The organism is Pseudoalteromonas sp. 13-15 (assembly GCF_001468205.2).
In the GTDB taxonomy this organism is placed as follows: domain Bacteria; phylum Pseudomonadota; class Gammaproteobacteria; order Enterobacterales; family Alteromonadaceae; genus Pseudoalteromonas; species Pseudoalteromonas marina.
Genome location: NZ_CP019162.1, coordinates 2,985,156 through 3,010,023 on the forward strand (window position 1 = coordinate 2,985,156; position 24,868 = coordinate 3,010,023).

Sequence of the window (24,868 nt, forward strand, 5' to 3'; positions counted from 1 at the left end):
TGTCGCCCTAAATAAGTTTGAGATCTATAGGGGTTTTACTTTTTTGACCGCCTATTTCTCTTACTAATTTAGGCACTAAAAATCCGGGCAGAGCTTTTAAAAGCTCTGCCATTATTTTTATTGCTTGCTCTTCGTTAATATCAAAGTGACTTGCGCCTTCAACTTTATCTAGCAAATACAAATAATACGGCAGCACGTCGGCATCAAATAACGCTTCACTTAAATTTATTTGTGAGTCAACCGTATCGTTCACGTCTTTTAAAATAACCGCTTGATTTAATAGCATAACGCCTGCATGTTTAAGCTTTTGCATTGCGGCTTTAAACTCATCATCTATTTCGTTGGCGTGATTTATATGGTTTATAAATACAATTTTTAGTGGTGATTTTTGTAAGCGGGCACATAGCTCGTCAGTAATTCTCGCAGGTATTACGACAGGCAAACGACTGTGTATTCGCATACGTTTTATTTGCGGTAATTTTTCAAGCTCATCTAAAAACCAGCTAATGGCATCGTCTTTGGCCATAAGCGGGTCGCCACCACTTAAGATCACTTCGTTTATATTGGTATCTGATTTTATATAGCTAAGGGCATCTAGCAGGCTTTTTTTATTAAGTTGGTTTTCTTGATACGGAAAATGACGTCTAAAACAATACCGACAATTTACAGCGCAACCGGTTTTAAACATAACTAAAACACGCGATTTATACTTATGTAAAATCCCGGGTTGATCGTTGTCTTGCTCAAGCAAAGGATCTTTATTAAACCCCGATTTTTTTAAAAACTCTTGATGGCGAGGCATAACTTGCAGCAATAGAGGATCGTTTGCATCACCTTTGCGCATTTTTTTTATAAAAGGCACTGGCACCCGTACCGGAAATAAACTGCGAGCTTTTAGGTCGTTTTCATGGACTTGGCTCGATAAACCAACCATTTCAAGCAAGGTTTTTGGACAGGTAACTACATTTGCTAATTCTTTTTGCCAGTTTTTATGCAAATTTGCTTCATTTCTTTGTATCATTGGCACGTAGATTACTCGAAAAAATTAAAATAGAGGAAACGATGGCGAATTATAGCACCAACGAGTTCAAGGGCGGCCTAAAAATTATGATGGACGGCGAGCCTTGCAGTATCTTAGAAAATGAAATGGTAAAACCTGGTAAAGGCCAAGCGTTTAACCGTGTTCGTATCCGCAAGCTTATTTCTGGCAAGGTACTTGAAAAAACCTTTAAATCAGGTGAATCGGTTGAAGGTGCTGATGTTATGGATACGGACTTAGCGTATCTTTATACAGACGGTGAATTTTGGCATTTCATGAATAACGAAACATTTGAGCAAATTGCTGCTGACGAGAAAGCATTAGGCGATGCTGGCAAATGGTTAGTTGAAAACGATGTATGTACTATTACACTATGGAATGGCAGCCCAATTGCAGTCACTCCACCAAACTTTGTAGAGCTTGAGATCACTGAAACAGATCCTGGCCTAAAAGGTGATACAGCGGGCACGGGTGGTAAACCAGCAACGCTTAGCACGGGTGCAGTAGTTCGTGTTCCGTTATTCGTTCAAATTGGCGAAGTAATTAAAGTAGACACCCGCAGTGGTGAGTACGTAGGCCGTGTTAAGTAATATTTAACGTAGCTTAATAATACCAATTCGCAAAATAGATCACTTAATTAAGCGAATTGGTATAAATCCCAGCCTATGCTGGGATTTTTTTTGGAGAAAATATGTCAGCAACACTTTGGGCGCCCAGCGCAAATATAAAAACATTAAAACAACGCGCAGAAATTTTACGCACGATTCGTGAATTTTTTTACGCGCGAGATGTAATGGAAGTAGAAACACCGAGCTTAAGTGCTGCTAGTGTCACTGATGTTCACTTGGCAAGTTTTAATACTTCATTTATGGGCCCCGGGCATGCTAGTGGTTTGCCTCTTTATTTACAAACATCCCCCGAGTTTGCAATGAAACGCTTGTTAGCGGCTGGTTCAGGTTCTATTTTTCAGCTTTGCAAAGCATTTAGAAATGAAGAGGCGGGCAGCCATCATAACCCTGAGTTCACGATACTTGAGTGGTATCGCCCTGGGTTTGACGAATTTGCATTGATGGATGAAATGGATGAGCTAATGCAGTGTGTACTTAATGTGGAGCAAGCAACGCGTATTACTTATAAGGATGCATTTAAACAAGTATTAGGCCTGGATCCACTGACAGCATCTTTGGATCAACTAAAGGCGCATGCTTGTGAGCACGGCTTTGCTGACATAGCTAAAAACGAAACTCATAAAGATACCTTGCTACAGCTGTTATTTTGTATGAAAGTAGAGCCGAGCATTGGGCAAACTAAACCCTGTTTTGTCTATCACTTTCCTGCCTCACAAGCGGCATTAGCGCAAATTTGTGAACACGATGAGCGAGTCGCTGGTCGTTTTGAACTCTATTATAAAAATATGGAGCTTGCGAATGGCTTTAACGAGCTAACCAACGCAACAGAACAAGCTAAACGCTTTGATGAAGATAACCAGTATCGTGAAGCGCACGGTTTAAAACAAGTTCCGATGGATTCGCGCTTAATTGCTGCATTGGAGCACGGTTTACCGCAATGTTCAGGCGTAGCATTGGGGATTGATAGGCTGATAATGTTAGCAACTAACAAAGACACAATTAAAGATGTAATTGCCTTTGATGTAGATAGAGCCTGATACTTGCCCTGTAAGCGTAAAGCTTGCTGGCGCGTTAAAGCAAGGTTTTGAAAGGTTGTTTGATTATATCGATTGTACTTAAATTAAAGTAATTAGAAGCGTTGCTTCTCACGTGAGCAAGCTCAACGTCTACAAATAAAAACACCGCGCTTTAATTAAACGCGGTGTTTTTTAATCTTTAACTGACAACTGACAACTGACAACTGACAACTGACAACTGACAACTGACAACTTACAGCTCTAATGTAAACGTTATACCCGCTACTCTTGGCTCACCTAATTGTGTGTAGGTATGCGTTTCGTAGCCATCAAGTGGGTCGTTACCGAACTCAAAACCACGCGTCGGCACAGCTTCATCAAACACATTGCGTGCCCATGCATGAACTGACCACATGTCAGCGTCGTAGCCGAAGCTTAAGTTAACTAAGTTGCTGTTAGGCGCTTTTGAGTTATGGCTGTCTGAGAAGTAGTAATCATCTTTCCCTTCAATACCCACCATGGCATAAAAAGCGTTGGTAAAATTGTAGCGTGCAGTAAATGCATATTGGTACTTAGGCGATTGGGCTTGTTCACGGCCATCTTGGTTTAAACCAGATTGCGTTACAAAGTTATCTATTTCTGTGTCTAAGTAACCAGCGCTACCGGTTAATAATAGGTTGTCGGTGAGTCGGTAGTTACCTTCAATTTCAAGGCCGTAGTTACTACCAGAGCTTGCGTTATCAACGTAGCCTGTAAACTGCTGGCCTTCAACTTGCCATGCTTTTAACTGTATGTCGTCGCGGTGCATATAAAATGCCGCTAGGCGAAGTGTTAAAGCGTCATCGAGTGATGATCCTTTAACGCCAAACTCACCGCTCCATAAGTATTCAGGGTCGAAGCTGGTGTGCTGTTGAAAAAAGTTAGCGTCTAGGTTTAGGCCTTCATCTTTTGCTTTTGCAAGCGCTTCTGAGTTAATACCACCGGCTTTGTAGCCACGCGTAATACTTGCGTAGATCATAGTGCGATCTATTACTTGATACTCAAGCGCGACTTTACCACCGAGCATAACATCGTCGGTTTCTTGTATAAAACCGTTACTGTCGGTGTAATCACCTTGGTATTGCTCAACACGTAGGCCTGTTATTAAAGTGGTTTTTGGGCCAATAGGGGTTGCTACTTGGCCATACAATGCAATATTGCTGGTTTCATAAGTAGAGGCAAATGGGCTTGCAAGCCATGTGTATTGGCGCTCTAAATCAACATCGCGGTTTTGATAATAAAGACCCGCAACCCAGTTACCGGTTTTATCGTTAAACTGTAAGTTAGCTGATTGGTCATCGCGATCGCGATTGTAAATATCAGTAGAGCTGTAACCCCAAGGGTGTAAGCCTGCAGCACAAAGTTGCGGCTCGTTAATATCATTACAAACCCAGTCTTCATCGTAGCTATAAAGTAACTCGCTATCGATTGCTGAAACATTAAGGCTTACATCAAATTTATCGAAACCCGTGTAAGTGTTAGCAATACCTACCGCGTAACTTTTTTGGTTATCTTGACCTGGTTCATCCGCAACGCTGTCGCGGCTGTTGTCGAGCGTAAAGGCATCGTAACCATTGTTTATATCAATATAATGAAAATTTAACTCAGTGTTTAGGTTTTCAGTAAGCTGAGAGTTTAACTTAAAGCGTGCAACTTGCTCGTCTTGATTTTGTGTCGACTCGTTCAAGTATAAGTTGTCTACGTAGCCGTCAGATTTTCTGCGAAAGTAACTAACACGAGCCGTTGTATCGTCAGTCAAACCAGTGCTTGCTGCAAGGCCTGCTTCATGGCTGTTGTATGTGCCAGCACCTAAGTGCAGTTTTAAACTCGGATCGCTAGTTGCTTTAGCTGATTGCATTTGGATCATACCGGCCATGCCGTCTGCACCAAAGCGTGTTCCTTGAGGTCCACGGTAAATTTCTACTTGGTCAATATCAAATAATAATGAACTGCCACCAAGGCCAGAGTAGTTAATGCCATCAATAACTAAACCAACCGAAGGGTTAATAGGGTCAACAAATTGTGAGCGTAAACCCACGCCACGAATTTGTATAAAACGCCCACGAGACGCACCCGCAGTGAAGTTTACGTTAGCGGCACTGCCTAATATTTCGTCTAAGTAACTTGCACCACGTAGGCTTATTTCTTCTTCACTGAGTAAACTTGCACTGGCACTTAAAGTTTGAATAGTTTCTCGTTGAAAGTCACCGGTGACCACTATTTTTTCTATGTCGCTATCATCAGCATTAGCTGAAAAAGGGGCGCTCATTAGCGGCAAAAGTGCGGCAGTGATTAAAGACAAACGTAAGTTCATTTTGTTACTTAACTCCATTTTAGGGGCTTATGCTGGGGTCTGTTGACCTTTAAGTCTTAATCTTAAAAGACAAACTGACCCTAGTAATTATTTTTATACCTGTGTTATAACGCAGCGATTATACGTAAAAAAACTAGGATTACTAATATGACTTTTAAAGTTGATTTTAAAGTACGTCATTACGAATGCGATTTACAAGGGATCGTTAATAACAGTGTTTATTTTAATTATTTAGAACATGCCCGCCATGAATTCCTATTTTCGAACGGTGTTGACTTTGCATTACTTGCTAAGCAAAAGGTTAATTTAGTTGTGATTCGTAGTGAAGTCGACTACAAGCACTCATTGGTGCCAGAAGATGAGTTTTATGTGTCTGTAAAGCCCGTTCGTCTTAGTCGTTTAAAGTTTGCGTTTGAGCAAACTATTGTACGTAAACACGACCAGCAAGTGATGCTTAAAGCAAAAGTAATAGGTACTGCCGTGAACGAAAAAGGGCGTCCTTTTTTACCACCCGAAATGCAAACCCTATTCAACAATAATGATTTAGGCTAACTCATATTCTATAAATAACGTTTTATGAACAAAAAATTACATTTAAAACATGCAAATTTAACGGATAAATCGCATAAATATTGTTATTATGACATTAATTAGACAATGAGTTAGTAGCAGTATGAAATTAGCAGCAATACCGATGCTTATAATCGGTTTATGTGTTGGTTGCGCATCAACAGGGACCGTTACCAGTGAGCAGCTAAAATACACACAATGGCAGTTATCTACAATTGATGATTTAGCCTTAGAGGAACAATACACGGCCTCCGTTAGCTTTATAGAAGCGCTTCAAGTAAATGGATTTGCAGGATGTAACCGATTTTTTGGTGAGGGTGAACTTAACGAAAGTAGCCTTAGTGTGCAAAAAGTTGGAATGACCCGAAAATCTTGCGGCGAAAAAACAGATAAGTTTGAACAGCAGTTTTTAAAAACGTTAAAGCAAGGTGCAACGCTTAGCATGCAAGGTCAAAAATTAGTTATGCAAGGCGAGCAAAAGTTTGTATTTGTTGCTAAATAAATTTTAGAGTTTTAAAAAATGACCCCTTGCGGGTCTTTTTTAACTGGCGTACACTCAACGCAGATTTAATAAGATTGTTTATTAAATCAACGAACAATTTATATACTTGTCGGAGTGCCTAAGTATGTTGCTTAGGCTGAGATCGCGAAAGCGGGATCCGTGAACCTGATCAGGTTAATACCTGCGTAGGGAACAAGCTGCCTAAAACGGGACGCTTGTGCGTCTTTTTTTATGCGTGCAATAAAGCGATACCCATTTTAGGCTGCAAAGTGGCATGAAGCTACTTTACGATCTTTCTCTATTCCTTTTGGAATATCTGACAAGACAACCCTTTAGTTATGAGGTAAGTCATGTCAAACACTACAAATAAATCATCGCGTCGCGAAACGCGCGCAGCTGCATCTGAATATATTTATAATTTAACAGGGCAGCCATTTCCAAATTCTCAAAAAGTGTACGTTGAAGGTAGCCAGCCAGGCGTGCGTGTAGGTATGCGCGAAATAACACTCAGTGATACGTTTATTGGTGGCACCGACGAAAATCCGGTGTATGAATCTAATGAGCCCCTTCGTGTTTACGATACATCGGGCCCGTACACTGACCCAAATTTTGAATTAGATGTACGCAAAGGGTTACCAAAATTTCGTGAGCAATGGATTGCAGGGCGCAACGATACAGAAGTACTCGATTCGGTCACCTCGCAGTTTGCACAGCAGCGTATGGCTGATGATGGACTTGATCATATTCGATTTGATCACCTACCAAAAATTCGCCGTGGTAAAGCGGGCAAAAATGTCACACAAATGCATTACGCCCGCCAAGGTATTGTAACGCCAGAGATGGAATACGTTGCAGTGCGAGAAAATATGGGGCGTGCAAAGATTCGAGAAGAGTTATTAGCTGCGCAGCATAAGGGTGAGTCGTTTGGCGCGAGTATTCCCGATTTTATAACCCCTGAATTTGTACGTGACGAAATAGCACGCGGCCGCGCAATTTTACCTAACAATATCAACCATCCAGAAACCGAACCAATGATTGTGGGCCGTAACTTTTTGGTTAAAGTGAACGCTAATATAGGTAATTCATCGGTCACTTCATCTATTGAAGAAGAAGTAGAAAAAATGGTGTGGTCGACTCGTTGGGGCGCCGATACCGTCATGGATTTATCAACAGGGCGCTATATTCACGAAACACGTGAGTGGGTAGTACGTAACTCGCCTGTACCCATTGGTACTGTGCCTATTTATCAGGCCCTTGAAAAAGTAAACGGTGTAGCTGAAGACTTAACGTGGGAAATATTCCGCGATACCTTAATTGAACAAGCAGAGCAGGGCGTTGACTACTTTACTATTCATGCCGGTGTGCTTTTGCGCTACGTACCGATGACGGCAAAACGTGTTACAGGTATTGTGTCGCGCGGTGGCTCTATTATGGCCAAATGGTGTTTAGCGCACCATAAAGAGAACTTTTTATACACGCACTTTGAAGATATTTGTGAAATTTTAAAACAATACGATGTGTGTTTTTCATTAGGCGATGGCCTTCGCCCAGGCTCTATTGCTGATGCAAACGATGAAGCACAATTTAGTGAGTTACGTACATTAGGCGAGCTAACACAAATAGCATGGAAGCATGACGTACAAGTATTTATTGAAGGGCCAGGGCATGTGCCAATGCACATGATTAAAGCCAACATGGATGAGCAACTAGAACATTGTGGCGAAGCGCCATTTTATACTCTAGGCCCACTAACAACCGATATTGCACCAGGGTACGACCACATTACATCGGGCATTGGAGCGGCGCAAATAGCGTGGTATGGCTGTGCTATGTTGTGTTATGTAACGCCAAAAGAGCATTTAGGCTTACCAAATAAAGAAGACGTCAAAGAAGGTTTAATTACCTACAAAATTGCAGCGCATGCCGCCGATTTAGCTAAAGGACACCCAGGCGCGCAAGAGCGCGATAATGCCTTGTCAAAAGCGCGTTTTGAGTTTAGATGGCATGACCAATTTAATATTGGTTTAGACCCTGAACGTGCCCGCGAATATCACGACGAAACACTGCCACAAGAGTCGGGCAAAGTAGCTCATTTTTGCTCTATGTGTGGCCCTAAATTTTGCTCTATGAAAATCAGCCAAGAAGTACGCGATTACGCTAACGATTTAGAGGAGCGTGGTATTGATCCCAATAACGCAGGTGAGGCTATTGAAATTAAAATGATTGATGTAGAAGCGCAAATGAAAGCTAAATCAGAGGAGTTTAAGCAAACGGGCTCTGAAATTTATCATAAAGCGATATAACTCGACCTTAGGCTGCGGATATCTATCTACGTGCAATGAGGTGGCTACCTTAGCACAAGATTGCATGTAGTTTGTGACTCGCGGCCAGCCAATGAAGGATTTTTTATGCAGTACCATATTGCCATTGTTGGATTTGGTTTAGCAGGAAGGCTTGCTGCACTTGAGCTAAGTAAGCAGCACAATGTGAGTGTGTTTGAGGCCGATGATGAACATGCTCTCAATAGCGCAGGCAAAGTTGCAGCAGCTATGCTTGCGCCATTGGCTGAGTCGGTATTGTGTGAAGCCGATTTAGCGCAAATGGGATTGAATTCGATTAATCGCTGGCCACAAATAATAGAAGAGCTTGAACACGATGTGTTTTTTCAGCAGCAAGGCACATTAGTGGTTGCACATCAGCAAGATAAAGGCGACCTTCAAAGCTTTACCCAGCGAATAAAACCCATAGCTGGGCACAATGCTGAGGCTTTAAATGCTCAGAAAATAGCGCAGTTAGAGCCAGAGCTTGCGAATCGTTTTAGCCAAGGTGTGTTTTTACCCTGTGAAGGGCAAATAGATAACCAGGCCTTTTATAAGGCAAGCTACAGCATGCTTAACAGGCGAAAAGTAAAGTTTGTGTTTAATCAGCGGGTAACTATTAAAAATGGTGAAATTAATAATCGCCCGTTTGATTTTATTATTGATTGCAGAGGGCTTGGCGCAAAAAAAGAGCAACTGCTTCGTGGCGTAAGAGGTGAGGTTGCGCGACTTTATGCGCCAGAAGTTAATTTAACGCGTCCAGTGCGATTAATGCATCCGCGGTATCCTATTTATATTGCACCAAAACCTAATAATGAATATGTCATTGGTGCAACTGAAATTGAATCGCAAGACAGCGGCCCAGCCACTGTACGTTCAACACTAGAACTATTGTCGGCAGCTTACACGGTGCATAGTGGGTTTGCAGAAGGGCGTTTATTAGGGGTTCAAACAGGGCTTCGGCCTGCGTTTAGTGACAACAGACCACAAGTGAAAAAATCAGGAAATGTTATTAGCATTAATGGCTTATATCGTCATGGCTATATGTTAGCCCCTGTTCTTGTTGTACAAGCGCTATCGTACATAGGTGAGAATTAAATGAAGATTACGTTAAACGGTGAGCTTTTAGATTTAACCTCTCATGCGTTACTTGAGATATTGAAAGAATATGGAGCAATTGCCCCTTATGCGGTGGCTGTGAATGGCGTATTTATACCAAAAAGTCAGCATAACGGTTTTGTTATAAATGAAGGGGATAGCATTGAATTGTTATCGCCCATTCAAGGTGGGTAGCGCATGCAAGTAAAAGACACGCTAAATATTTATGGTGAAGCAATTAATAGCCGATTATTAATTGGCACCGCTTTGTATCCATCGCCAGATATTATGACGCAATCAATTAAAGCGTCCGGTGCGGGGGTTGTCACGGTATCACTAAGGCGCCAGCAAAGTGCAGAAGCAGGTGATGACTTTTGGCAATTGATAAAAAATACGGGTTTAAAAATATTGCCCAATACGGCCGGATGCCACAGTGTAAAAGAAGCGGTAACCCTTGCTCAAATGTGTCGTGAAGTATTTGCTACCGATTGGATTAAGCTTGAGCTGATAGGTGATGACTATAACTTGCAACCTGATCCATTTGCTTTGCTTGAAGCCACAGAAATACTAATTAACGATGGGTTTAAAGTACTGCCTTATTGCACCGATGATTTAGTGCTTTGTCAGCGTTTAAATGACCTAGGATGCGAAGTGCTTATGCCATGGGGGGCACCAATAGGTACAGGAAAAGGCTTGTTAAATAGTTACAATTTAAAAACGATTCGAGAGCGCTTACCAAATACAACACTTATTGTGGATGCAGGGTTAGGTTTACCGTCGCATGCCTGCCAAGCGCTTGAATTAGGGTATGATGCTGTATTATTAAATTCAGCCATTGCTGGGGCAGGTTGCCCAATAACTATGAGCCGTGCATTTAAGGCGGCGGTTGAGGCAGGGCGTTTTGCGTATAACGCTAAAGCAATGCCCGAAAAAGACCTCGCAGCACCCTCAACTCCTACAATGGGCATGCCGTTTTGGCATCAGCAGTAAGGAAATAAAATATATGAATGACGTAGTGTGGACAATTGCCGGATCTGATTCTGGCGGTGGCGCAGGTATTCAAGCCGATATAAAGGCGATGCAAAGTTTTGGTGTACATGGCTGTACCGCAATTACTGCGCTTACGGCGCAAAATAGTTTAGGTGTGGAAGCTATTAATGCGGTATCTACCGATATTATTGAATCACAGCTTTTGGCACTTGAAAAAGACATGAAGGGCAAAGTAATTAAAATTGGCATGTTAGCAAATGTGCAGCAAATTCAATTAATCAGTGAACACATAAGCCACTACAAAGCTAAATGGCCAGTTCCACCAGTGATTGTTTACGACCCCGTTGCTATTGCCTCAAGCGGTGATGTATTAACCGAAGAAGATACCGTAAGCGCTATTAAAGAGTGCTTATTGCCGCTGGTGGATGTAATAACACCTAACACGCACGAGACTCAATTATTAACCGGCGTATATTTAATTGGCCCAAGCGCCGTTAAAGACGCTGCAAATAAACTGCTAAGTTGGGGAGCAAAGTCAGTGGTTATTAAAGGTGGGCATTGGGATTTCCCTAGTGGTTACTGTATTGATTACTGCATACAAAATAATGAAGAATATTGGCTAGGTAATAAAAAAATTCAAACCCCACACAACCATGGTACGGGGTGCAGTATGGCGTCGGTTATTGCAGCGTGTTTAGCAAAAGATTACCCACTAAAAGATGCCTTTATTTTAGCCAAAGCTTATATAAACCAAGGTTTAAAGCAGTCGGTTAGATACGGTGAAGGAATAGGGCCTGTAGCGCAAACATCATTTCCTACACATTTAGATGACTATCCTCAAGTTATAGAGCCAGGTAGCTGGCTTGGTGATGAACTTGATTTTGATGTGCCGCTTGAGTTTAATATGGCCGCTGATTTTGCACCTTGTGAAAGTAAACAATTAGGCTTGTACGCGGTTGTTGATAGTAATGACTGGCTAGAAAAGTGCTTACAGCAAGGGATCAAAACAGCGCAATTACGTGTTAAAAATAAAACTGAGCTTGATGAACTCATAAAACAGGCTGTTGAACTGGGTAAAAAGTACCGCGCTCACGTATTTATAAATGATTACTGGCAGTTAGCAATAAAGCACGGTGCTTATGGCGTGCATTTAGGCCAAGAAGACTTAGACATTGCTAATTTAGCCGCCATTAAAGAGGCGGGTTTAAGGCTTGGGCTTTCGACTCATGGTTTTTATGAAATGCTGCGTGCGCATAATTACCGACCAAGTTACATGGCATTTGGTGCAATTTATCCTACCACGACCAAAGATATGACAGGGCAAATACAAGGGCTCGATAAACTTAAAAAGTGTGTGCCATTAATGCAAAGTTACCCAACGGTTGCCATTGGCGGAATTGATTTAACCCGCGCAAATGAAGTTGCTAATACAGGCGTCGGTAGTGTTGCGGTAGTAAGGGCCATTAGTGAAGCGGATGACTATATTGCAGCTATTAGCTCGCTACAAAGCGCTATAAACCAGCCAAATGGATAAGCTCAGCGATAAAGAAACCCTGCGTTATAGCCGCCACTTATTATTAAAAGAAGTGGGGCTAGAAGGGCAGTTAGCACTAAAGTCTGCCACTGTTGCTGTAGTCGGTGCAGGCGGTTTAGGCAGTCCAGCACTTTTGTATTTAGCGGCGGCAGGTATTGGAACGCTTATTTTAATAGACGATGATGCCGTTGAGCTTTCAAACCTACAGCGCCAAGTGCTTTATAAAGTTAATCATTTAGGACAAAGCAAGGTAGCGGCCGCTGGTAAAGTATTAACGAGCCTCAATAATCAAATACACATAGTGACGCACAGTAAAAAGCTTGATGACGAGAATTGCGCTGAGCTTTTAAGCAATGCCGATGTAGTACTTGATTGCTCAGATAATTTTACCACGCGCTATGCAGTTAACCGGTATTGCTTAGCGAATAAAACGCGTTTAATAGCTGGCGCTGCTATCGCGACAAGCGGGCAGTTAATGGGCTTTGACTTTACACAGACTCAAAGCCCTTGCTACGGCTGTATTTTTCCAAAAACGAGTGAAGCACCCGCTATTAATTGTAGTAATGCGGGGGTAATAAGCCCTTTATTAGGGATTGTTGGTTCTATGCAGGCACAACTTACGCTTAATTTTTTACTCGGGCATGTTGAGGGGAGTGTATTTATTACCTTTGATGCGCTGAGTTTAAAGCAGCAACATTTTAAAGTAGTTAAAGATTTAAACTGTAAAGAGTGTGGTGGATAAAATAAGAGGTAATTCGCGGGGCTAAACTTGGGATTAAGCCATGAGAAGCTGCGCTTCTAACATGAGCAAGCTCATTGTCTACCAATAAAAAAGCACCGCATTTGCCATAAACGCGGTGCTTTTAATCTTTAACTAAAAACTAAAAACTTATAGCTCTTCACTTTCTTTAATTTTTGCAAACGCAGTACCTAAGCGAGTAACCACTTCTGGTAGTTGATCGTCTAGTATGTTTGCTTTATTAGCACCCCATGCAAGCACTACCGTTGAGCCTAATTTAAAGCGACCCATTTCCTCGCCTTTCTTAAGTGTGATTGCGTTTTCACCGCTGGTCGGGTAATTCCAACTAAATACATCACTACCTGCTGGTGGAGTAACAGTACCGGCCCAAACAGTTTCTATGCTAGCGACAATAGTTGCGCCTACCAATACCATAGCGAGTGGACCTATTTCCGTTTCAAAAATAGCCACTACACGCTCGTTACGCGCAAATAAGTTGGGAACATTCTGCGCTGTAAGCGGATTTACCGAAAATAAATCACCCGGTACGTAAATCATTTTGCTTAATGTGCCATCAATAGGCATATGAATACGGTGGTAATCTTTCGGTGCTAAATAAATAGTTGCAAATTTACCACCTAAAAACGCAGTAGTATCGTCCTCAGACCCACCCAGAAGTGCCTGCAAGCTATAGTCGTGGCCTTTGGCTTGAATAAGCTGTCCATCAACTATGTCGCCTAGCTGGCTAATTGCACCATCTACTGGATGAATTATTGTATCAGCGTCTTCAACCATTGGACGAACGCCGTCTTTGAGTGGACGAGTAAAAAACTCGTTAAATGTTTTGTAATGAGACGGGTCTGAATATTTAGCCTCACTCATATCTATTTTATATTGCTTGATAAACAGTTTAATAAGCGTTGTTGTTAACGCACCGGCTTTTGCAGCTGCTAATTTACCCACAACGCGCGAAATAAAGTGTTTTGGCATTGCGTACTGCATTGCGATTTTAAATTTGTCTAAGCTCACGGTATTTTTCCTTAATTATACACGCGGCGCACGAGCGCCGGCACGGCCATCGGCCATTGATTCTAAAATTCGGTGGTAGCTGTCAAAGCGTAGTTGTGAAATGTCGCCATTGGCTACGGCTTCTTTAATTATACAGCCCGGGTCATTTAAGTGTTTGCAGTCTCTAAAGCGGCATCCACCTATAAATTCTCTAAATTCTTTAAAGCACCAAGTCACACGCTCAACGTCTAAATGCCACAACCCAAATTCACGAATACCCGGCGAGTCAATTAAGTTACCGCCAGTGGGTAAGTGATGAAGGCGTGATACCGTTGTGGTGTGTTGGCCTAAGCCACTATTTTCGGATACCTCTTTCGTTAATATTTCGGCATTTGGCAGTACAGTATTTACTAAGGTTGATTTACCCACGCCACTTTGACCTACAAAAATATTATTTTTACCAACAAGCATGTCTTTAAGCTCATCAATTCCTTCACCGGTTATATTGCTGACAAGCAGTACGCGATAATTTAATGTGCGATAAATATCGAGCACGTTTTGAATATCTTTAAGGCCGGCTTCATCGATTAAGTCGATTTTGTTGAGGATTAAAATAGGCTCAATACCCATGTCCTCACAGGCAATTAAATAGCGATCAATAATACTTGGGGTAAACTCAGGTAATACAGCAGAAACCATAAGTATTTGGTCAATATTTGCAGCAATTACTTTTACCCCATCGTAGAAATCGGGGCGAGTAAGTTGCGAGCGACGCTCTTGTGTTGCTTCAATAACTCCAGCTAAATCGCCCTCGCTTACTTTAGCGCGACGAAATAACACTTCGTCGCCACATACTAAATTAGATACCGTTCGGCGTATATTACAGCGAAGCACGTCTCCATTTTGCGTTTCAACATCAGCGTGCTGACCAAATCGACTGATCACAATGGCGCTTTCAACCTGACCTAAATTATCTGCCTGCCACTCTTGGGCACCTTTTTTAGCTGGTTTTGAACCTGCGCTGTTAATACGCTTTTGATGATTGGCCTTGATCTGACGCGATTGGCCTTTACTTAATTTTTTCTGTTTTGCCACGTTTGGCCTATAACCTTGTTTAAATGTCGGCTTTGAGCATAATACCAATTCGCAATAATACTTAACCGAGTTGGTATAAAAAAAGCTTTAGCTCGACGGTTGATGCTAATATGATATATCGAAATGCGTTGGATCTAAAGAAAAGCACCGTTTAAGGTAATTATGACTATTAATAAATCAAACTTAATTTGGCTCGATCTGGAAATGACCGGACTTGAACCTGCGACCGATAAAATACTTGAAATTGCAACTGTTGTCACTGATGCAGACCTTAATATATTAGCTGAGGGGCCAACTATTGCTATTCATCAAAGCGATGAATTACTTAATGGTATGGATGAGTGGTGTACTACTCAGCACGGTAAATCAGGCTTAACTGCGCGTTGTAAAGCAAGTACGTTTGATGAAGAGTATGCGGTAGCGCAAACATTAGAGTTTTTAAAGCAATGGGTGCCAGCAGGTGCATCCCCAATGTGCGGTAACTCAATTGGGCAAGACAGACGCTTTATGAATAAATATATGCGTGAACTCGAAGATTTTTTCCATTACCGCAACCTTGATGTAAGTACGATTAAAGAACTTGCTAGACGTTGGAAACCAGAAGTGCTCGCTCAAGTAAATAAAAAAGGCTCTCACCTTGCCTTAGACGACATTAAAGATTCGATTATGGAATTGAAGGTATACAGAGAAAAATTCTTTAATTTGTAAAAAACACTTGCAAACACATCGTATTATTGTAGAATCCTGCCCCGCTCAAGACGATAACCCCCGCGGGGTTAGTGCGCTTGAGCAAGCGATTATGCGGCACTAGCTCAGTTGCCGGAATGTTGAACGCGACGTGTCGCGCACCAACGGACAAATTACTGACTAACCATAATGCGGCACTAGCTCAGTTGGTAGAGCGCGACCTTGCCAAGGTCGAGGTCACGAGTTCGAGCCTCGTGTGCCGCTCCAATTTCTCACCAAAGAAATTGGAGTTAAAATTTAGAAATGCGGTACTAGCTCAGTTGGTAGAGCGCGACCTTGCCAAGGTCGAGGTCACGAGTTCGAGCCTCGTGTACCGCTCCAATTTCTAACCAAAAATGCGGTACTAGCTCAGTTGCTAGAGTGTTGAACGCGACCTGTCGCGCACCAACGTAAAATAACTAAAGAAGTAAAAATGCGGTACTAGCTCAGTTGGTAGAGCGCGACCTTGCCAAGGTCGAGGTCACGAGTTCGAGCCTCGTGTACCGCTCCAATATTTTTATCCCTTCAAAATATCTACATTAAAAAGCATAATTCAAACCGTTATTACCTAATTTTTCCTATTTATAATATTCAGCATTCAGGCTTTGATTATTTGACTTTATCACTTTTGCGCAGAGCCAGCTTTTCATTAATAAAGCGATATTTTATCCTGAGGTCATATAGTTGAATTAAGAGGGGGGGATACTTTTTGACTGAGAAGTTTTGAAATTTCAGTTAAAGCAGCTCACCTTGAATAGTTGCTATAATGCGCCTTGCACCGCCAGCATCGCGGTGCTCTCCTAAATAAATACCCTGCCAAGTTCCTAAAGCTAAGTATCCATTTGAAATTGGAATACTTAACTCACAACCAAGTATGCTGGTTTTTATGTGGGCAGGCATATCGTCGTCGCCTTCATAATCATGACGATAATAAGGCTGTCGCTCAGGTACAAATTTATTGAAGTGGCTTTCCATATCCATACGCACAGTAGGATCGGCATTTTCGTTAATCGTTAGACTTGCTGATGTGTGTTGAATAAATAAATGCAGTAAGCCTACTTTATAGTGGGCAATTTCGGGGAGTTGGTTTAAAACGTCATCATCAATTAAGTGAAAACCCCGAGAACGAGGTTTTAGTGAAATTGTTTTTTGTTGCCAACTCATAGTGTATCGAAACTAACTTCTATATTGGCTGTGCCAGCGTCGCTACTAAATGGCATTATGATTTTTTTGCCTTGGCTTTTATGTGTTATTGTATGGCCCGCACCTGAAACAACAATAGGTGTAGCCATATCAAAATCAAACCCTTTTTCGCCTAACAGGTTTTTTGCACCACCGGTTACCATATTAGTGATTTCACCCACCATGTCTGTGACTTCTTCATTAATAGTGTCTGGGCGCTCGCCAAGCATACGTTCCATAATTGTAAGAGCTAGACTTTCGTCAAATGTGATTGAGAACGACCCACGCGTTTGCGGGCCAACCATACCAATTAAACCAGATACATCGCCACATGCGACTTCATCAGTTTTAATGCGCGGTTTACCAGGTTTCAACTGTGTTTGTGCCATGGTGCTTAACACGTTGATTAATGATGATAAAAAAGGATTGATAAACTCTACATTCATACTGAATACTCTTAAATTTGTGCTATTGAATGGCTACAACTTACTAGTATAGCCATAAAGAATTATTTTGTTTTTATAAAGCTCTGCAAGACTCACATTTACCATGAGCTTCAATTGTTTGCCCTGATACTACAAACCCACTTTCTGCCGCTAAGTTGTTTAGCTCATGAGAGATAACGGTAGAGTGAAGTTCTTTAACATATCCGCAGTTGTCGCAAATTAGCAATTGTACGGGATGAATATGATCAAAATGATGACACAACATAAATGCGTTGGTGCTTTCAATTTTATGAATAAATCCTAGTTCGGCTAAAAAGTCTAATGCACGATAAATAGTGGCTGGCTTGGCACCAGACTCAGTGATTTTTAGTTGTTCTAGTAGATCATAGGCACCTACACCGCCTTGTGCACTGGCTAATAAGCGAAATACTTTTTCACGGATAGGCGTAAAACGAGCGCCACGGTTGTCACATACTTGCTTAGCTTTACTAACTAGTGATTCTATATTCATCATTCTCTTATCCTTACGCTACCATGATATACTAACATACTGTGTTGTAGTTGCAGTGTTTTTATTAGGCGCTTTTTATTTAGGAAACCCCGAAATGAACGAATTATTAGCCATTTTTATCTTCTTTTTTGCGGTGATAGACCCAATAGGAACTGTACCTGTATTTATCGCAGTAACCCGAGGAGAAGATGATAAATTTAAGCGCAAAGTCATCTTTAAGGCCGTTGGGGTATCGGCTGTTGTGCTGCTATTTTTTGTTGTAGCTGGTGAGCTTTTATTAAATGCGATTGAAATTCCATTGTCGGCTTTTCAAATTGCGGGCGGCATAGTGCTACTGCTTTTTGCACTGTCGATGATTTTTGGTGAAAGCAAACCCGAAACAGAAATAAAAAGCGTACGTGACAGCACTGAAACAGCCATCTTTCCATTGGCTATTCCTTCAATCGCGAGCCCAGGCGCTATGTTAGGTGCTGTGCTTATGACGCGTAATGAAGAGTTTACCTGGATTGAGCAACTGATGACGTCCTCGATGATGCTTGCTGTTTTGACTTTGGTACTCATATTACTTTTACTTGCAACACATGTGCATAAAGTTATTGGCGATAGTGGCGCGAGTATCATAAGTAGAATAATGGGACTTATTTTAAGCTCTGTTGCAGTAACTAATATTTTAAATGGTATAGCGCATTACTTTGGTTTGCAGGTATATAGCTAATATTGCTGCTAGTCGGGGTTTTGTGTAAAATGCGCCTCCTTTAAACGCCTTGCTTTTATACCCACTAGGGTTTTACATTTGGATGAATATATTTTGGATAAACCAACTTTAAACAGACGCTTTTCTGTCGCCCCAATGCTTGATTGGACTGACCGTCATTGTCGTACTTTTCATCGTAAAATGACAAAGCACACCGTGCTATATACAGAAATGATCACTACGGGCGCTATTTTGTTTGGCCGTGGCGACTACTTGCATTTTAACCAGCATGAGGGACCTGTTGCATTGCAATTGGGTGGTTCTGACCCTGAGGCATTGGCAAAATGTGCGAAGCTTGCCGGGGAGCGTGGTTATGATGAAATTAATCTAAATGTAGGCTGCCCGTCAGATCGGGTTCAAAATGGTCGCTTTGGTGCGTGTTTAATGGCCGAACCCGAATTGGTTGCTCAGTGCGTTGCGGCAATGAAAAATGAAGTTAGTATTCCGGTGACTGTTAAAACGCGCATTGGTATAGACGAGCAAGATTCGTATGAGTTTTTATGTGCGTTAATTGAAGCAAGTCATAAAGTAGGCTGTGATGACTTTATTATTCATGCGCGCAAAGCATGGCTAAATGGTTTAAGCCCTAAAGAAAACCGTGAAGTCCCGCCACTTGATTACCCGCGTGTATATCAACTTAAGAAAGATTATCCGCAACTCGATTTAAGTATTAATGGCGGCGTGAAAACGATTGAACAAAGTCTAGAGCATCTTAAATACATTGATGGGGTTATGGTTGGGCGCGAGGCCTACAGTAATCCGTTTATGCTTAACGAGGTTGATGAAAAAATTTACGGCGATACAGCTAACACGCAAACCCGTCATGATGTTGTGCGCTCTATGTATGATTATATTGAAGAAGAAATGCGATTAGGCGCTAATTTTTGGCATGTTGCACGTCATATGCTGGGTATTTTTCAGGGGCAACCTGGTGCGCGTGGCTTTAGACGTCACCTTTCAGAGAATGGCCATGGTAAGCAGGCTGATTTATCTGTAATGGATAAAGCACTTAGTTTTGTCCCCGAGTAATTTTTTCAAACGTAACATATAAAGCCACTTATACAGTGGCTTTTTTTGATCCTAAAAATTAGTCAAAAACATAATTTATTGGCTAATTATACTTAGCGCTATTCAGTGTGTGGTCATTTTAATGTTATCTTTTTTATTTCAACCCATTGATAATAAGCTTCTTTTATTAATATAAAGTGACTTGGCATAACTCTTGGAATCTACTTGTTGTAATCAATTAAAAATCAACAGGAGAATACAATGGGAATAGTTACTCGCGTAAACGATGTTATTCAATCAAATATAGTGGCAATGCTTGATAAAGCTGAAGATCCTCAAAAACTTGTTAACTTAATACTTAACGATATGCAGGATGCATTAAACGAATGCCGAAGCACAGCAGCTGCGCTTTTATGTGAAGAAAAAGCAATTAACCGCCACCTTGATACTAAAAAAGTAGAGCTTGCGACATGGCAATCTAAAGCTGAGTTAGCAATTGAAAAAGGACGTGATGATCTTGCAAAGTCAGCACTCATTTCTAAACAAGCTGTAAGCGAAAGCATTGAAAAGAAACAAGCTCAACGTGAGACTTTACAAGAGTCTTTATTAAAAATTAGATCTGACTGTGAACGCCTTCAACAAAAAATAGCAGAGGCAAAAACAAAGCAAGCTCAACTAGCGCAGCGCCATGATGTAGCCGTTGCCAGGTCGCATATAAATACTCAGTTAAATAGCGATAAAGTAACTCATGCACTCTCTCGTTTTGAGCAAATAGAGCAACGTGTTGAGAGTATTGAAGCACAAGTCGAGGCGTATGAGTTAACTGATAAAGCTAATTCGACGGCAACTCAAATCGAGTCACTTGTTAAAAACGAAAAAATTGATACAGAGCTGGCTAGTTTAAAAGCACGCTTAAATGTTAGTTCTAAACAAAGCGCCTAGGAGGAATTATGAGTCGATTTAATCATCAGCGTGGTTGGTTTAAAGACACGCTAAATAAAAAGATATCTGGCGTATGTAGTGGCTTAGCTTACCGATTAGATTTTCCGGTGTGGGCAACTCGTTTGGTTACTATTTTACTGTTTTTAAGTTTTCCGTTTGTAGTTGCGCTTAGTTATTTTATTGCGCATTGCTGTTTAGAAGAAAAGCATATTAAGGAATTTTAAAATGAAAGCTATAGCTGTTTGTATACTCATTTATTTGGTGTTTTTTACTAACTCATTCTCATTTTTAAACTTTGACACGTGGCAGTTTCCATTGTGGATTGCAGATATGAGCTGGGTTGGTGTTGAATTAGTGAGTGTACTTATAGCCATTGTAGCCGTTGCCGCAATTGCTGCGTTAGTGACTTTAGGTTTGATTGGTGCAGCAGCAGTGGCTGTTATTGGTACTGTTTTGGCTTTGCTATTTGGCTCAGTGATGATTGCATGGCCATTATTATTTATTGCCGTATTGTGCTGGTTAGTGGCTGATAACAAAAAAGTGGTTTCTTAATCCTTAATTTAACTCACTATTCCCCGTTAACTATGTTAAATTTAACGTGTGATATTACGTTTTTACAAGGATTAAAATGATGACAAAATTGTGTTTATCTTTTGTGTCTGCATTGGCTTTTAGTTTTTTTTCGTCATCTTTGGCTGCGCACTCTGGCCATAACCATTCAGCCGATACCGCACAACTTGAAGTAAGTAACGCGCAAGTTAGAGAGTTCTTACCTGGCGGTAAGGCAAGTGCCGCCTACTTAACTATTTCCAATCATAGTGGTACAAATGCAATATTAACAAAGGCCAGTATTGACGGACTAGCACGTGTTGAAATACATGAGCATGCACATGTTGATGGTATGATGAAAATGCAAAAGGTCGAATCGGTCATTGTGAAAGCGCATGAAAGTGTCGATTTTCAGCCTGGAGGCTATCATTTAATGGTATTTGAGCCACAAGAGCCTTTAAAAGCAGGGCAAGAACGCAAACTAACGCTATATTTTAGTGATGGTAATCGCTTATTTACAAATATTGAGGTGGTTACGCTAGAGTCGCAAATAAATAAAGCTAAGTCGTCAGCACAACATTCTCATCACTAGGAGTTTACATGTCGCAACACAAAGGAAAAATAGCAGGCATTATAGTTATACTGCTTATTATATTTTACGCCATTGCCGTTTACTGGAGTACTGAGCCTTCACGTTTTGATGTGGTTGAAAGTGCAAAAGAGCAAGCACAACTTCGAAATGAAACGATGGTGACGGGTTACATTACTACATCAACACTTATCACTGTTGCAAATACGCTGCTTGATAAGCCAGGCGGATATTTATCAAACGACGTTATACCACCTAGCATTATTATGGATGATATGCCTGCTTGGGAATATGGCGCACTTGAAATGGTTCGTGATTTATCACTTTCTATGAGAAAAGATTTTAGCCGCTCTCAATCGCAATCAACTGAACACGAAGCGCTTAAAAAAGCACAACCTCAATTTAATATAAGTTCTGAAGCTTGGGCGTGGCCAAGTGCTGAGGGCGAGTACCAAAAAGGGATTGATTACTTAATTGTTTACCGTACGCAAATGGCTCATCAGCATGAGCGCGATAGTCAGTTTTATGCCCGCGCTGATAACTTACGTAGTTGGTTAAAAGAAGCTGAAAAACGTTTAGGCAGTCTAAGTCAGCGTTTAAGTGCAAGTGTTGGGCAAGATAAAGTTAATACTGACTTAGCTGGTAATTCTTCAAATAAGCAAGCAACGCTTGCTCCATTGCAGCAGCAAGTAAGAACACCATGGCTTGATATAGATGATGTGTTTTATGAATCTCGTGGTGCAACGTGGGCGTTACTGCATTTTTTACAAGCCGTAGAGTATGACTTTAACGATGTACTTGAAAAGAAAAACGCACGCGTCAGCTTACAGCAAATCATTCGTGAACTTGAGGCCACGCAAGAAACTGTATGGAGCCCACTAATTTTAAACGGAAATGGTTTTGGCTATGTTGCTAATCATTCTCTTGTTATGGCAAATTATATTTCTAGAGCCAACGCGGCTTTAATCGAACTTAGCGAACTATTAGCGCAAGGATAAAAAATGAAAAAGTATTGTTTAGCAGCTGCCTTATCTATGGCATGTTTAGCACCTGTAGCTCAGGCTGATACCCTATTAGGTTTGTATGTAGGTGTTGATGGTTGGCAGTCGGATAATGAAGGTCAGCTTTCTTACAAAGCAAATGCACCTCAAGATTTTAACTTTGAAGATGAAACATACATAAGCTATTACGCCGCGCTTGAGCATCCGGTGCCATTAGTACCTAATCTTAAATTAAAGTATACAGAACTTGAGCTAAATGGCTCTACTGTACTAAATGATACGTTTAGCTTTAATGGTTCAGACTACGTAGTGGGTACAACCGTTAATTCTGTAAGCGATTTAACGCATGTAGATTACATTTTGTATTACGAAATATTTGATAATGACCTGATTTCTATTGATTTAGGTCTAAACGCAAAGCAGTTTGACGGTGACATCATTGTTAATGGTACAACGCAAGATGGTGGCGCAAACTTTACTGAAACGGTTGAGTTTTCTGGTTTTGTGCCACTTGCATACGCGCGTGCAGAAGCAGGCTTACCACTTACAGGTTTAAGTGTGTTTTTTGAAGGCAGCCTTTTGGCAATTGACGATAGTAAAGTTCAAGATTATCAAGTAGGTGTTGCTTGGGAACTTGTAGATAACTTAGCTGTAGATATTGCTGTTAAAGCGGGTTACCGATCAATGGTATTAGAGCTTGACGATATTGATGATATTACTACTGATATTGACGCATCGGGTCCGTTTGCAGGTATTCAGGTTCATTTTTAATTAGTGCCTTCTAATTGAACAAAGCGTGGCGTCCTATTTTGTAGTATGCCACGCTAAATCAAACTCTCCCTCTAGTGCCGTGTTTACCAGCTGCTTATATACTTTATTTACAGGAAATCGTATGAGTTTAGATAGTTCATCGCCGGTTTGTGTGAATTTGTAATAGCTTAAAACCAAATCACTATTTTTTGCTTTAAGCGTCACCTTTTGAGATAAAAACGACAAAGTGAGTTCTTGGCCAGCTTTAAGCACCGCAGATTCGATTTCTTTTCTGTAAAGCAAATTCAAATCCATTAAAGTTAAAATATCAGGAAAGCCTATTCCTGTTTTACCTAAATTTAATGACACTTTATTTCCCTTACGAAGTAGGTCAAATAAAGACGGTTTTTTATAAAAGCCAAGTAAAATAAAGTGGCTATCGTCTTTTTCATTATAACCTGACAAAGACACGCATTTTTGCAAAGAGTCGGCTTCGCGCTGAGTCATGTGTTTTAGTGTTTGTAAGCTTTTAATTGAAAAAGTCCCCGGGCTTAATGTTTCACCGGTTAAAATTTTTGCCCACAATGCTTGCATAGAGCTATTTGAGGTGTCCTCACATAAAGCAATAAAGTGTTCAACCCAATCTGCATCAGGGTGTTTATTGCTAGCTACATCGGGGCAAAACTCCATTGCTTTGGTTAAGATAGCTTCTATATTTTGTTGGCGCTTAATAGCCAGTAAATCTTGTCTTTGCTTTGCGCGAGTCAGCAAAGGGTGTTCGCTATTTATATGGTACTGCGGTTTTACTTGCCCTTTTGTATTGTAACTTTGTTCTGATGATGGCGAAGTGTCGTTGTTGGGCACCTTAGTCACAGGGTAGCCAAGTAACGATTCTATTATATTAGCTAGATTAATCCGTGCTTGTGCTGTTTTTACTGTCATGGCTATTTGCTACGCTTTGTATATCGCTTAATTGTGCTACGGTTTTTAAATTATTTAACCCAAGCTCTAGAGTGTTATTTAAAATATACTCATATACGAGTGCCATATAGCCTGAAATGAGAAGAGTCGTTGATTGTCCCTCAATATAACAGGTCACGATATTGGCATTTGCCTGCGGTGAAAATGTGAGTGTGCCTTCAATAATGTGTTCATTATTTAGCAATATGTTGAACGACATTTCATCATCACTTAGGGAGGTTATAGTCATTTCACCATATCCCCATTTTCCTATCCATGATTGATGAGCGCCTACACCAGCACCAGGTTCATTAACAATAAACTCAATGGTGGGGTCTACTTGCTGCCAAGGTGACCATGTGTGCCATTGGTTAAAGTCGGCAACAAGTGTTTTTATTGTACTGGTATTGGCATTAATTTCTACGTGTTTACTTACACGATAATCTTGTGGCAGCAGTAATCCGACTACGACTATTATAAGTAGTAAAACTAATACATATTTGAACAGTACTTTTAATAATTTAATAACCATACCTTTGGTAGTTTTTTTAACTATATA

General features: G+C 41.0%; 28 protein-coding genes, 3 tRNA genes and 1 riboswitch. Of the genes, 22 read left to right on the plus strand and 9 right to left on the minus strand.

The window, feature by feature from the left end; translation table 11 throughout:
- Positions 1-7 precede the first annotated feature (7 nt).
- A complete protein-coding gene (gene epmB, locus ATS72_RS13780; RefSeq protein ID WP_058428323.1) occupies positions 8-1,021 on the minus strand; it encodes an EF-P beta-lysylation protein EpmB in 1,014 nt (337 codons plus the stop codon).
- A 41-nt stretch (positions 1,022-1,062) separates the two neighbouring features.
- Between epmB and efp the strand changes: the two genes are divergently transcribed.
- The gene (gene efp, locus ATS72_RS13785) at positions 1,063-1,629 is read left to right on the plus strand and encodes an elongation factor P (protein WP_006792061.1); all 567 of its coding nucleotides are present in this window, start codon (positions 1,063-1,065) and stop codon (positions 1,627-1,629) included.
- 101 nt (positions 1,630-1,730) lie between these two features.
- Positions 1,731-2,705, plus strand: a complete 975-nt coding sequence (gene epmA / locus ATS72_RS13790) for an elongation factor P--(R)-beta-lysine ligase (RefSeq protein ID WP_058428324.1) — start codon at positions 1,731-1,733, stop codon at positions 2,703-2,705.
- A 232-nt stretch (positions 2,706-2,937) separates the two neighbouring features.
- On the opposite strand, the gene ATS72_RS13795 is transcribed toward epmA, so the two are convergent.
- Positions 2,938-5,055 carry a TonB-dependent receptor gene (locus ATS72_RS13795; RefSeq protein ID WP_235591581.1) on the minus strand — a complete coding sequence of 706 codons (2,118 nt, stop codon included), beginning with the start codon at positions 5,053-5,055 and terminating at the stop codon, positions 2,938-2,940.
- Positions 5,056-5,184: 129 nt separating this feature from the next.
- Between ATS72_RS13795 and ATS72_RS13800 the strand changes: the two genes are divergently transcribed.
- The 8 genes from ATS72_RS13800 to ATS72_RS13835 all read left to right on the plus strand — a co-directional run bounded on the left by ATS72_RS13800 (position 5,185) and on the right by ATS72_RS13835 (position 12,791).
- Positions 5,185-5,589: an acyl-CoA thioesterase gene (locus ATS72_RS13800; protein WP_058428325.1), complete on the plus strand. Its 405-nt coding sequence runs from the start codon at positions 5,185-5,187 to the stop codon at positions 5,587-5,589.
- Positions 5,590-5,710: 121 nt separating this feature from the next.
- The gene (locus ATS72_RS13805; RefSeq protein ID WP_235591582.1) at positions 5,711-6,109 is read left to right on the plus strand and encodes an META domain-containing protein; all 399 of its coding nucleotides are present in this window, start codon (positions 5,711-5,713) and stop codon (positions 6,107-6,109) included.
- A gap of 100 nt (positions 6,110-6,209) precedes the next feature.
- Positions 6,210-6,318, plus strand: a riboswitch (TPP riboswitch).
- A gap of 141 nt (positions 6,319-6,459) precedes the next feature.
- A complete protein-coding gene (gene thiC / locus ATS72_RS13810) occupies positions 6,460-8,412 on the plus strand; it encodes a phosphomethylpyrimidine synthase ThiC (protein WP_008130246.1) in 1,953 nt (650 codons plus the stop codon).
- 105 nt (positions 8,413-8,517) lie between these two features.
- Positions 8,518-9,525, plus strand: coding sequence for an FAD-dependent oxidoreductase (locus tag ATS72_RS13815; RefSeq protein WP_058428326.1), 1,008 nt, complete (start codon positions 8,518-8,520; stop codon positions 9,523-9,525).
- Complete coding sequence (thiS, locus tag ATS72_RS13820; protein WP_006792068.1) at positions 9,526-9,720, plus strand: sulfur carrier protein ThiS; 195 nt, start codon at positions 9,526-9,528, stop codon at positions 9,718-9,720.
- Positions 9,721-9,723: 3 nt separating this feature from the next.
- Positions 9,724-10,515 carry a thiazole synthase gene (locus tag ATS72_RS13825; protein ID WP_058428327.1) on the plus strand — a complete coding sequence of 264 codons (792 nt, stop codon included), beginning with the start codon at positions 9,724-9,726 and terminating at the stop codon, positions 10,513-10,515.
- A 13-nt stretch (positions 10,516-10,528) separates the two neighbouring features.
- Positions 10,529-12,049 carry a thiamine phosphate synthase gene (gene thiE / locus ATS72_RS13830; RefSeq protein WP_058428328.1) on the plus strand — a complete coding sequence of 507 codons (1,521 nt, stop codon included), beginning with the start codon at positions 10,529-10,531 and terminating at the stop codon, positions 12,047-12,049.
- Complete coding sequence (locus ATS72_RS13835; RefSeq protein WP_058428329.1) at positions 12,042-12,791, plus strand: HesA/MoeB/ThiF family protein; 750 nt, start codon at positions 12,042-12,044, stop codon at positions 12,789-12,791. The genes thiE and ATS72_RS13835 overlap by 8 nt, the downstream gene beginning before the upstream one ends.
- Before the next feature lie 147 nt (positions 12,792-12,938).
- Here ATS72_RS13835 and asd read toward each other — a convergent pair whose 3' ends face one another.
- Positions 12,939-13,817, minus strand: coding sequence for an archaetidylserine decarboxylase (gene asd / locus ATS72_RS13840; protein ID WP_006792072.1), 879 nt, complete (start codon positions 13,815-13,817; stop codon positions 12,939-12,941).
- Positions 13,818-13,832: 15 nt separating this feature from the next.
- Positions 13,833-14,891, minus strand: a complete 1,059-nt coding sequence (gene rsgA / locus ATS72_RS13845; protein WP_058428330.1) for a small ribosomal subunit biogenesis GTPase RsgA — start codon at positions 14,889-14,891, stop codon at positions 13,833-13,835.
- 162 nt (positions 14,892-15,053) lie between these two features.
- Between rsgA and orn the strand changes: the two genes are divergently transcribed.
- The 4 genes from orn (at position 15,054) to ATS72_RS13865 (ending at position 16,128) form a co-directional block, all read left to right on the plus strand.
- Positions 15,054-15,599, plus strand: a complete 546-nt coding sequence (gene orn, locus ATS72_RS13850) for an oligoribonuclease (protein ID WP_008130263.1) — start codon at positions 15,054-15,056, stop codon at positions 15,597-15,599.
- Positions 15,600-15,769: 170 nt separating this feature from the next.
- A tRNA-Gly gene (locus tag ATS72_RS13855) sits at positions 15,770-15,845 on the plus strand.
- 38 nt (positions 15,846-15,883) lie between these two features.
- A tRNA-Gly gene (locus ATS72_RS13860) sits at positions 15,884-15,959 on the plus strand.
- Between the two features lie 93 nt (positions 15,960-16,052).
- Positions 16,053-16,128, plus strand: a tRNA-Gly gene (locus ATS72_RS13865).
- A 224-nt stretch (positions 16,129-16,352) separates the two neighbouring features.
- Here ATS72_RS13865 and ATS72_RS13870 read toward each other — a convergent pair.
- The 3 genes from ATS72_RS13870 to ATS72_RS13880 all read right to left on the minus strand — a co-directional run bounded on the left by ATS72_RS13870 (position 16,353) and on the right by ATS72_RS13880 (position 17,756).
- The gene (locus tag ATS72_RS13870) at positions 16,353-16,781 is read right to left on the minus strand and encodes a secondary thiamine-phosphate synthase enzyme YjbQ (RefSeq protein WP_058428331.1); all 429 of its coding nucleotides are present in this window, start codon (positions 16,779-16,781) and stop codon (positions 16,353-16,355) included.
- Positions 16,778-17,245, minus strand: a complete 468-nt coding sequence (locus tag ATS72_RS13875; RefSeq protein ID WP_006792077.1) for a chemotaxis protein CheX — start codon at positions 17,243-17,245, stop codon at positions 16,778-16,780. Before ATS72_RS13875 ends, ATS72_RS13870 begins: the two co-directional genes overlap by 4 nt.
- Before the next feature lie 73 nt (positions 17,246-17,318).
- On the minus strand, positions 17,319-17,756 hold the full coding sequence (locus tag ATS72_RS13880) for a transcriptional repressor (protein WP_033019044.1): 438 nt from the start codon (positions 17,754-17,756) through the stop codon (positions 17,319-17,321).
- 94 nt (positions 17,757-17,850) lie between these two features.
- Here ATS72_RS13880 and ATS72_RS13885 point away from each other — a divergent pair, with 94 nt between their 5' ends.
- The 8 genes from ATS72_RS13885 (at position 17,851) to ATS72_RS13920 (ending at position 23,370) form a co-directional block, all read left to right on the plus strand.
- Entirely contained in the window at positions 17,851-18,471 is a 621-nt protein-coding gene (locus ATS72_RS13885) for a MarC family protein (RefSeq protein ID WP_058428332.1), read from the plus strand.
- A gap of 135 nt (positions 18,472-18,606) precedes the next feature.
- Positions 18,607-19,539, plus strand: a complete 933-nt coding sequence (dusA, locus tag ATS72_RS13890) for a tRNA dihydrouridine(20/20a) synthase DusA (protein ID WP_058429140.1) — start codon at positions 18,607-18,609, stop codon at positions 19,537-19,539.
- 240 nt (positions 19,540-19,779) lie between these two features.
- Positions 19,780-20,460 carry a PspA/IM30 family protein gene (locus ATS72_RS13895; RefSeq protein ID WP_058428333.1) on the plus strand — a complete coding sequence of 227 codons (681 nt, stop codon included), beginning with the start codon at positions 19,780-19,782 and terminating at the stop codon, positions 20,458-20,460.
- Positions 20,461-20,468: 8 nt separating this feature from the next.
- The gene (locus tag ATS72_RS13900) at positions 20,469-20,684 is read left to right on the plus strand and encodes a PspC domain-containing protein (protein WP_008130273.1); all 216 of its coding nucleotides are present in this window, start codon (positions 20,469-20,471) and stop codon (positions 20,682-20,684) included.
- Position 20,685: 1 nt separating this feature from the next.
- Complete coding sequence (locus ATS72_RS13905; protein WP_008130274.1) at positions 20,686-21,012, plus strand: hypothetical protein; 327 nt, start codon at positions 20,686-20,688, stop codon at positions 21,010-21,012.
- Positions 21,013-21,091: 79 nt separating this feature from the next.
- Positions 21,092-21,601, plus strand: coding sequence for a copper chaperone PCu(A)C (locus ATS72_RS13910; RefSeq protein WP_082014408.1), 510 nt, complete (start codon positions 21,092-21,094; stop codon positions 21,599-21,601).
- Positions 21,602-21,609: 8 nt separating this feature from the next.
- Positions 21,610-22,596 carry a DUF2333 family protein gene (locus ATS72_RS13915; RefSeq protein WP_010555652.1) on the plus strand — a complete coding sequence of 329 codons (987 nt, stop codon included), beginning with the start codon at positions 21,610-21,612 and terminating at the stop codon, positions 22,594-22,596.
- 3 nt (positions 22,597-22,599) lie between these two features.
- The gene (locus ATS72_RS13920) at positions 22,600-23,370 is read left to right on the plus strand and encodes a TIGR04219 family outer membrane beta-barrel protein (protein ID WP_006792087.1); all 771 of its coding nucleotides are present in this window, start codon (positions 22,600-22,602) and stop codon (positions 23,368-23,370) included.
- A 33-nt stretch (positions 23,371-23,403) separates the two neighbouring features.
- On the opposite strand, the gene ATS72_RS13925 is transcribed toward ATS72_RS13920, so the two are convergent.
- On the minus strand, positions 23,404-24,291 hold the full coding sequence (locus tag ATS72_RS13925; protein WP_039036364.1) for a TIGR03899 family protein: 888 nt from the start codon (positions 24,289-24,291) through the stop codon (positions 23,404-23,406).
- Complete coding sequence (locus ATS72_RS13930; RefSeq protein ID WP_039036365.1) at positions 24,260-24,841, minus strand: SRPBCC family protein; 582 nt, start codon at positions 24,839-24,841, stop codon at positions 24,260-24,262. Before ATS72_RS13930 ends, ATS72_RS13925 begins: the two co-directional genes overlap by 32 nt.
- Between the last annotated feature and the right edge of the window lie 27 nt (positions 24,842-24,868).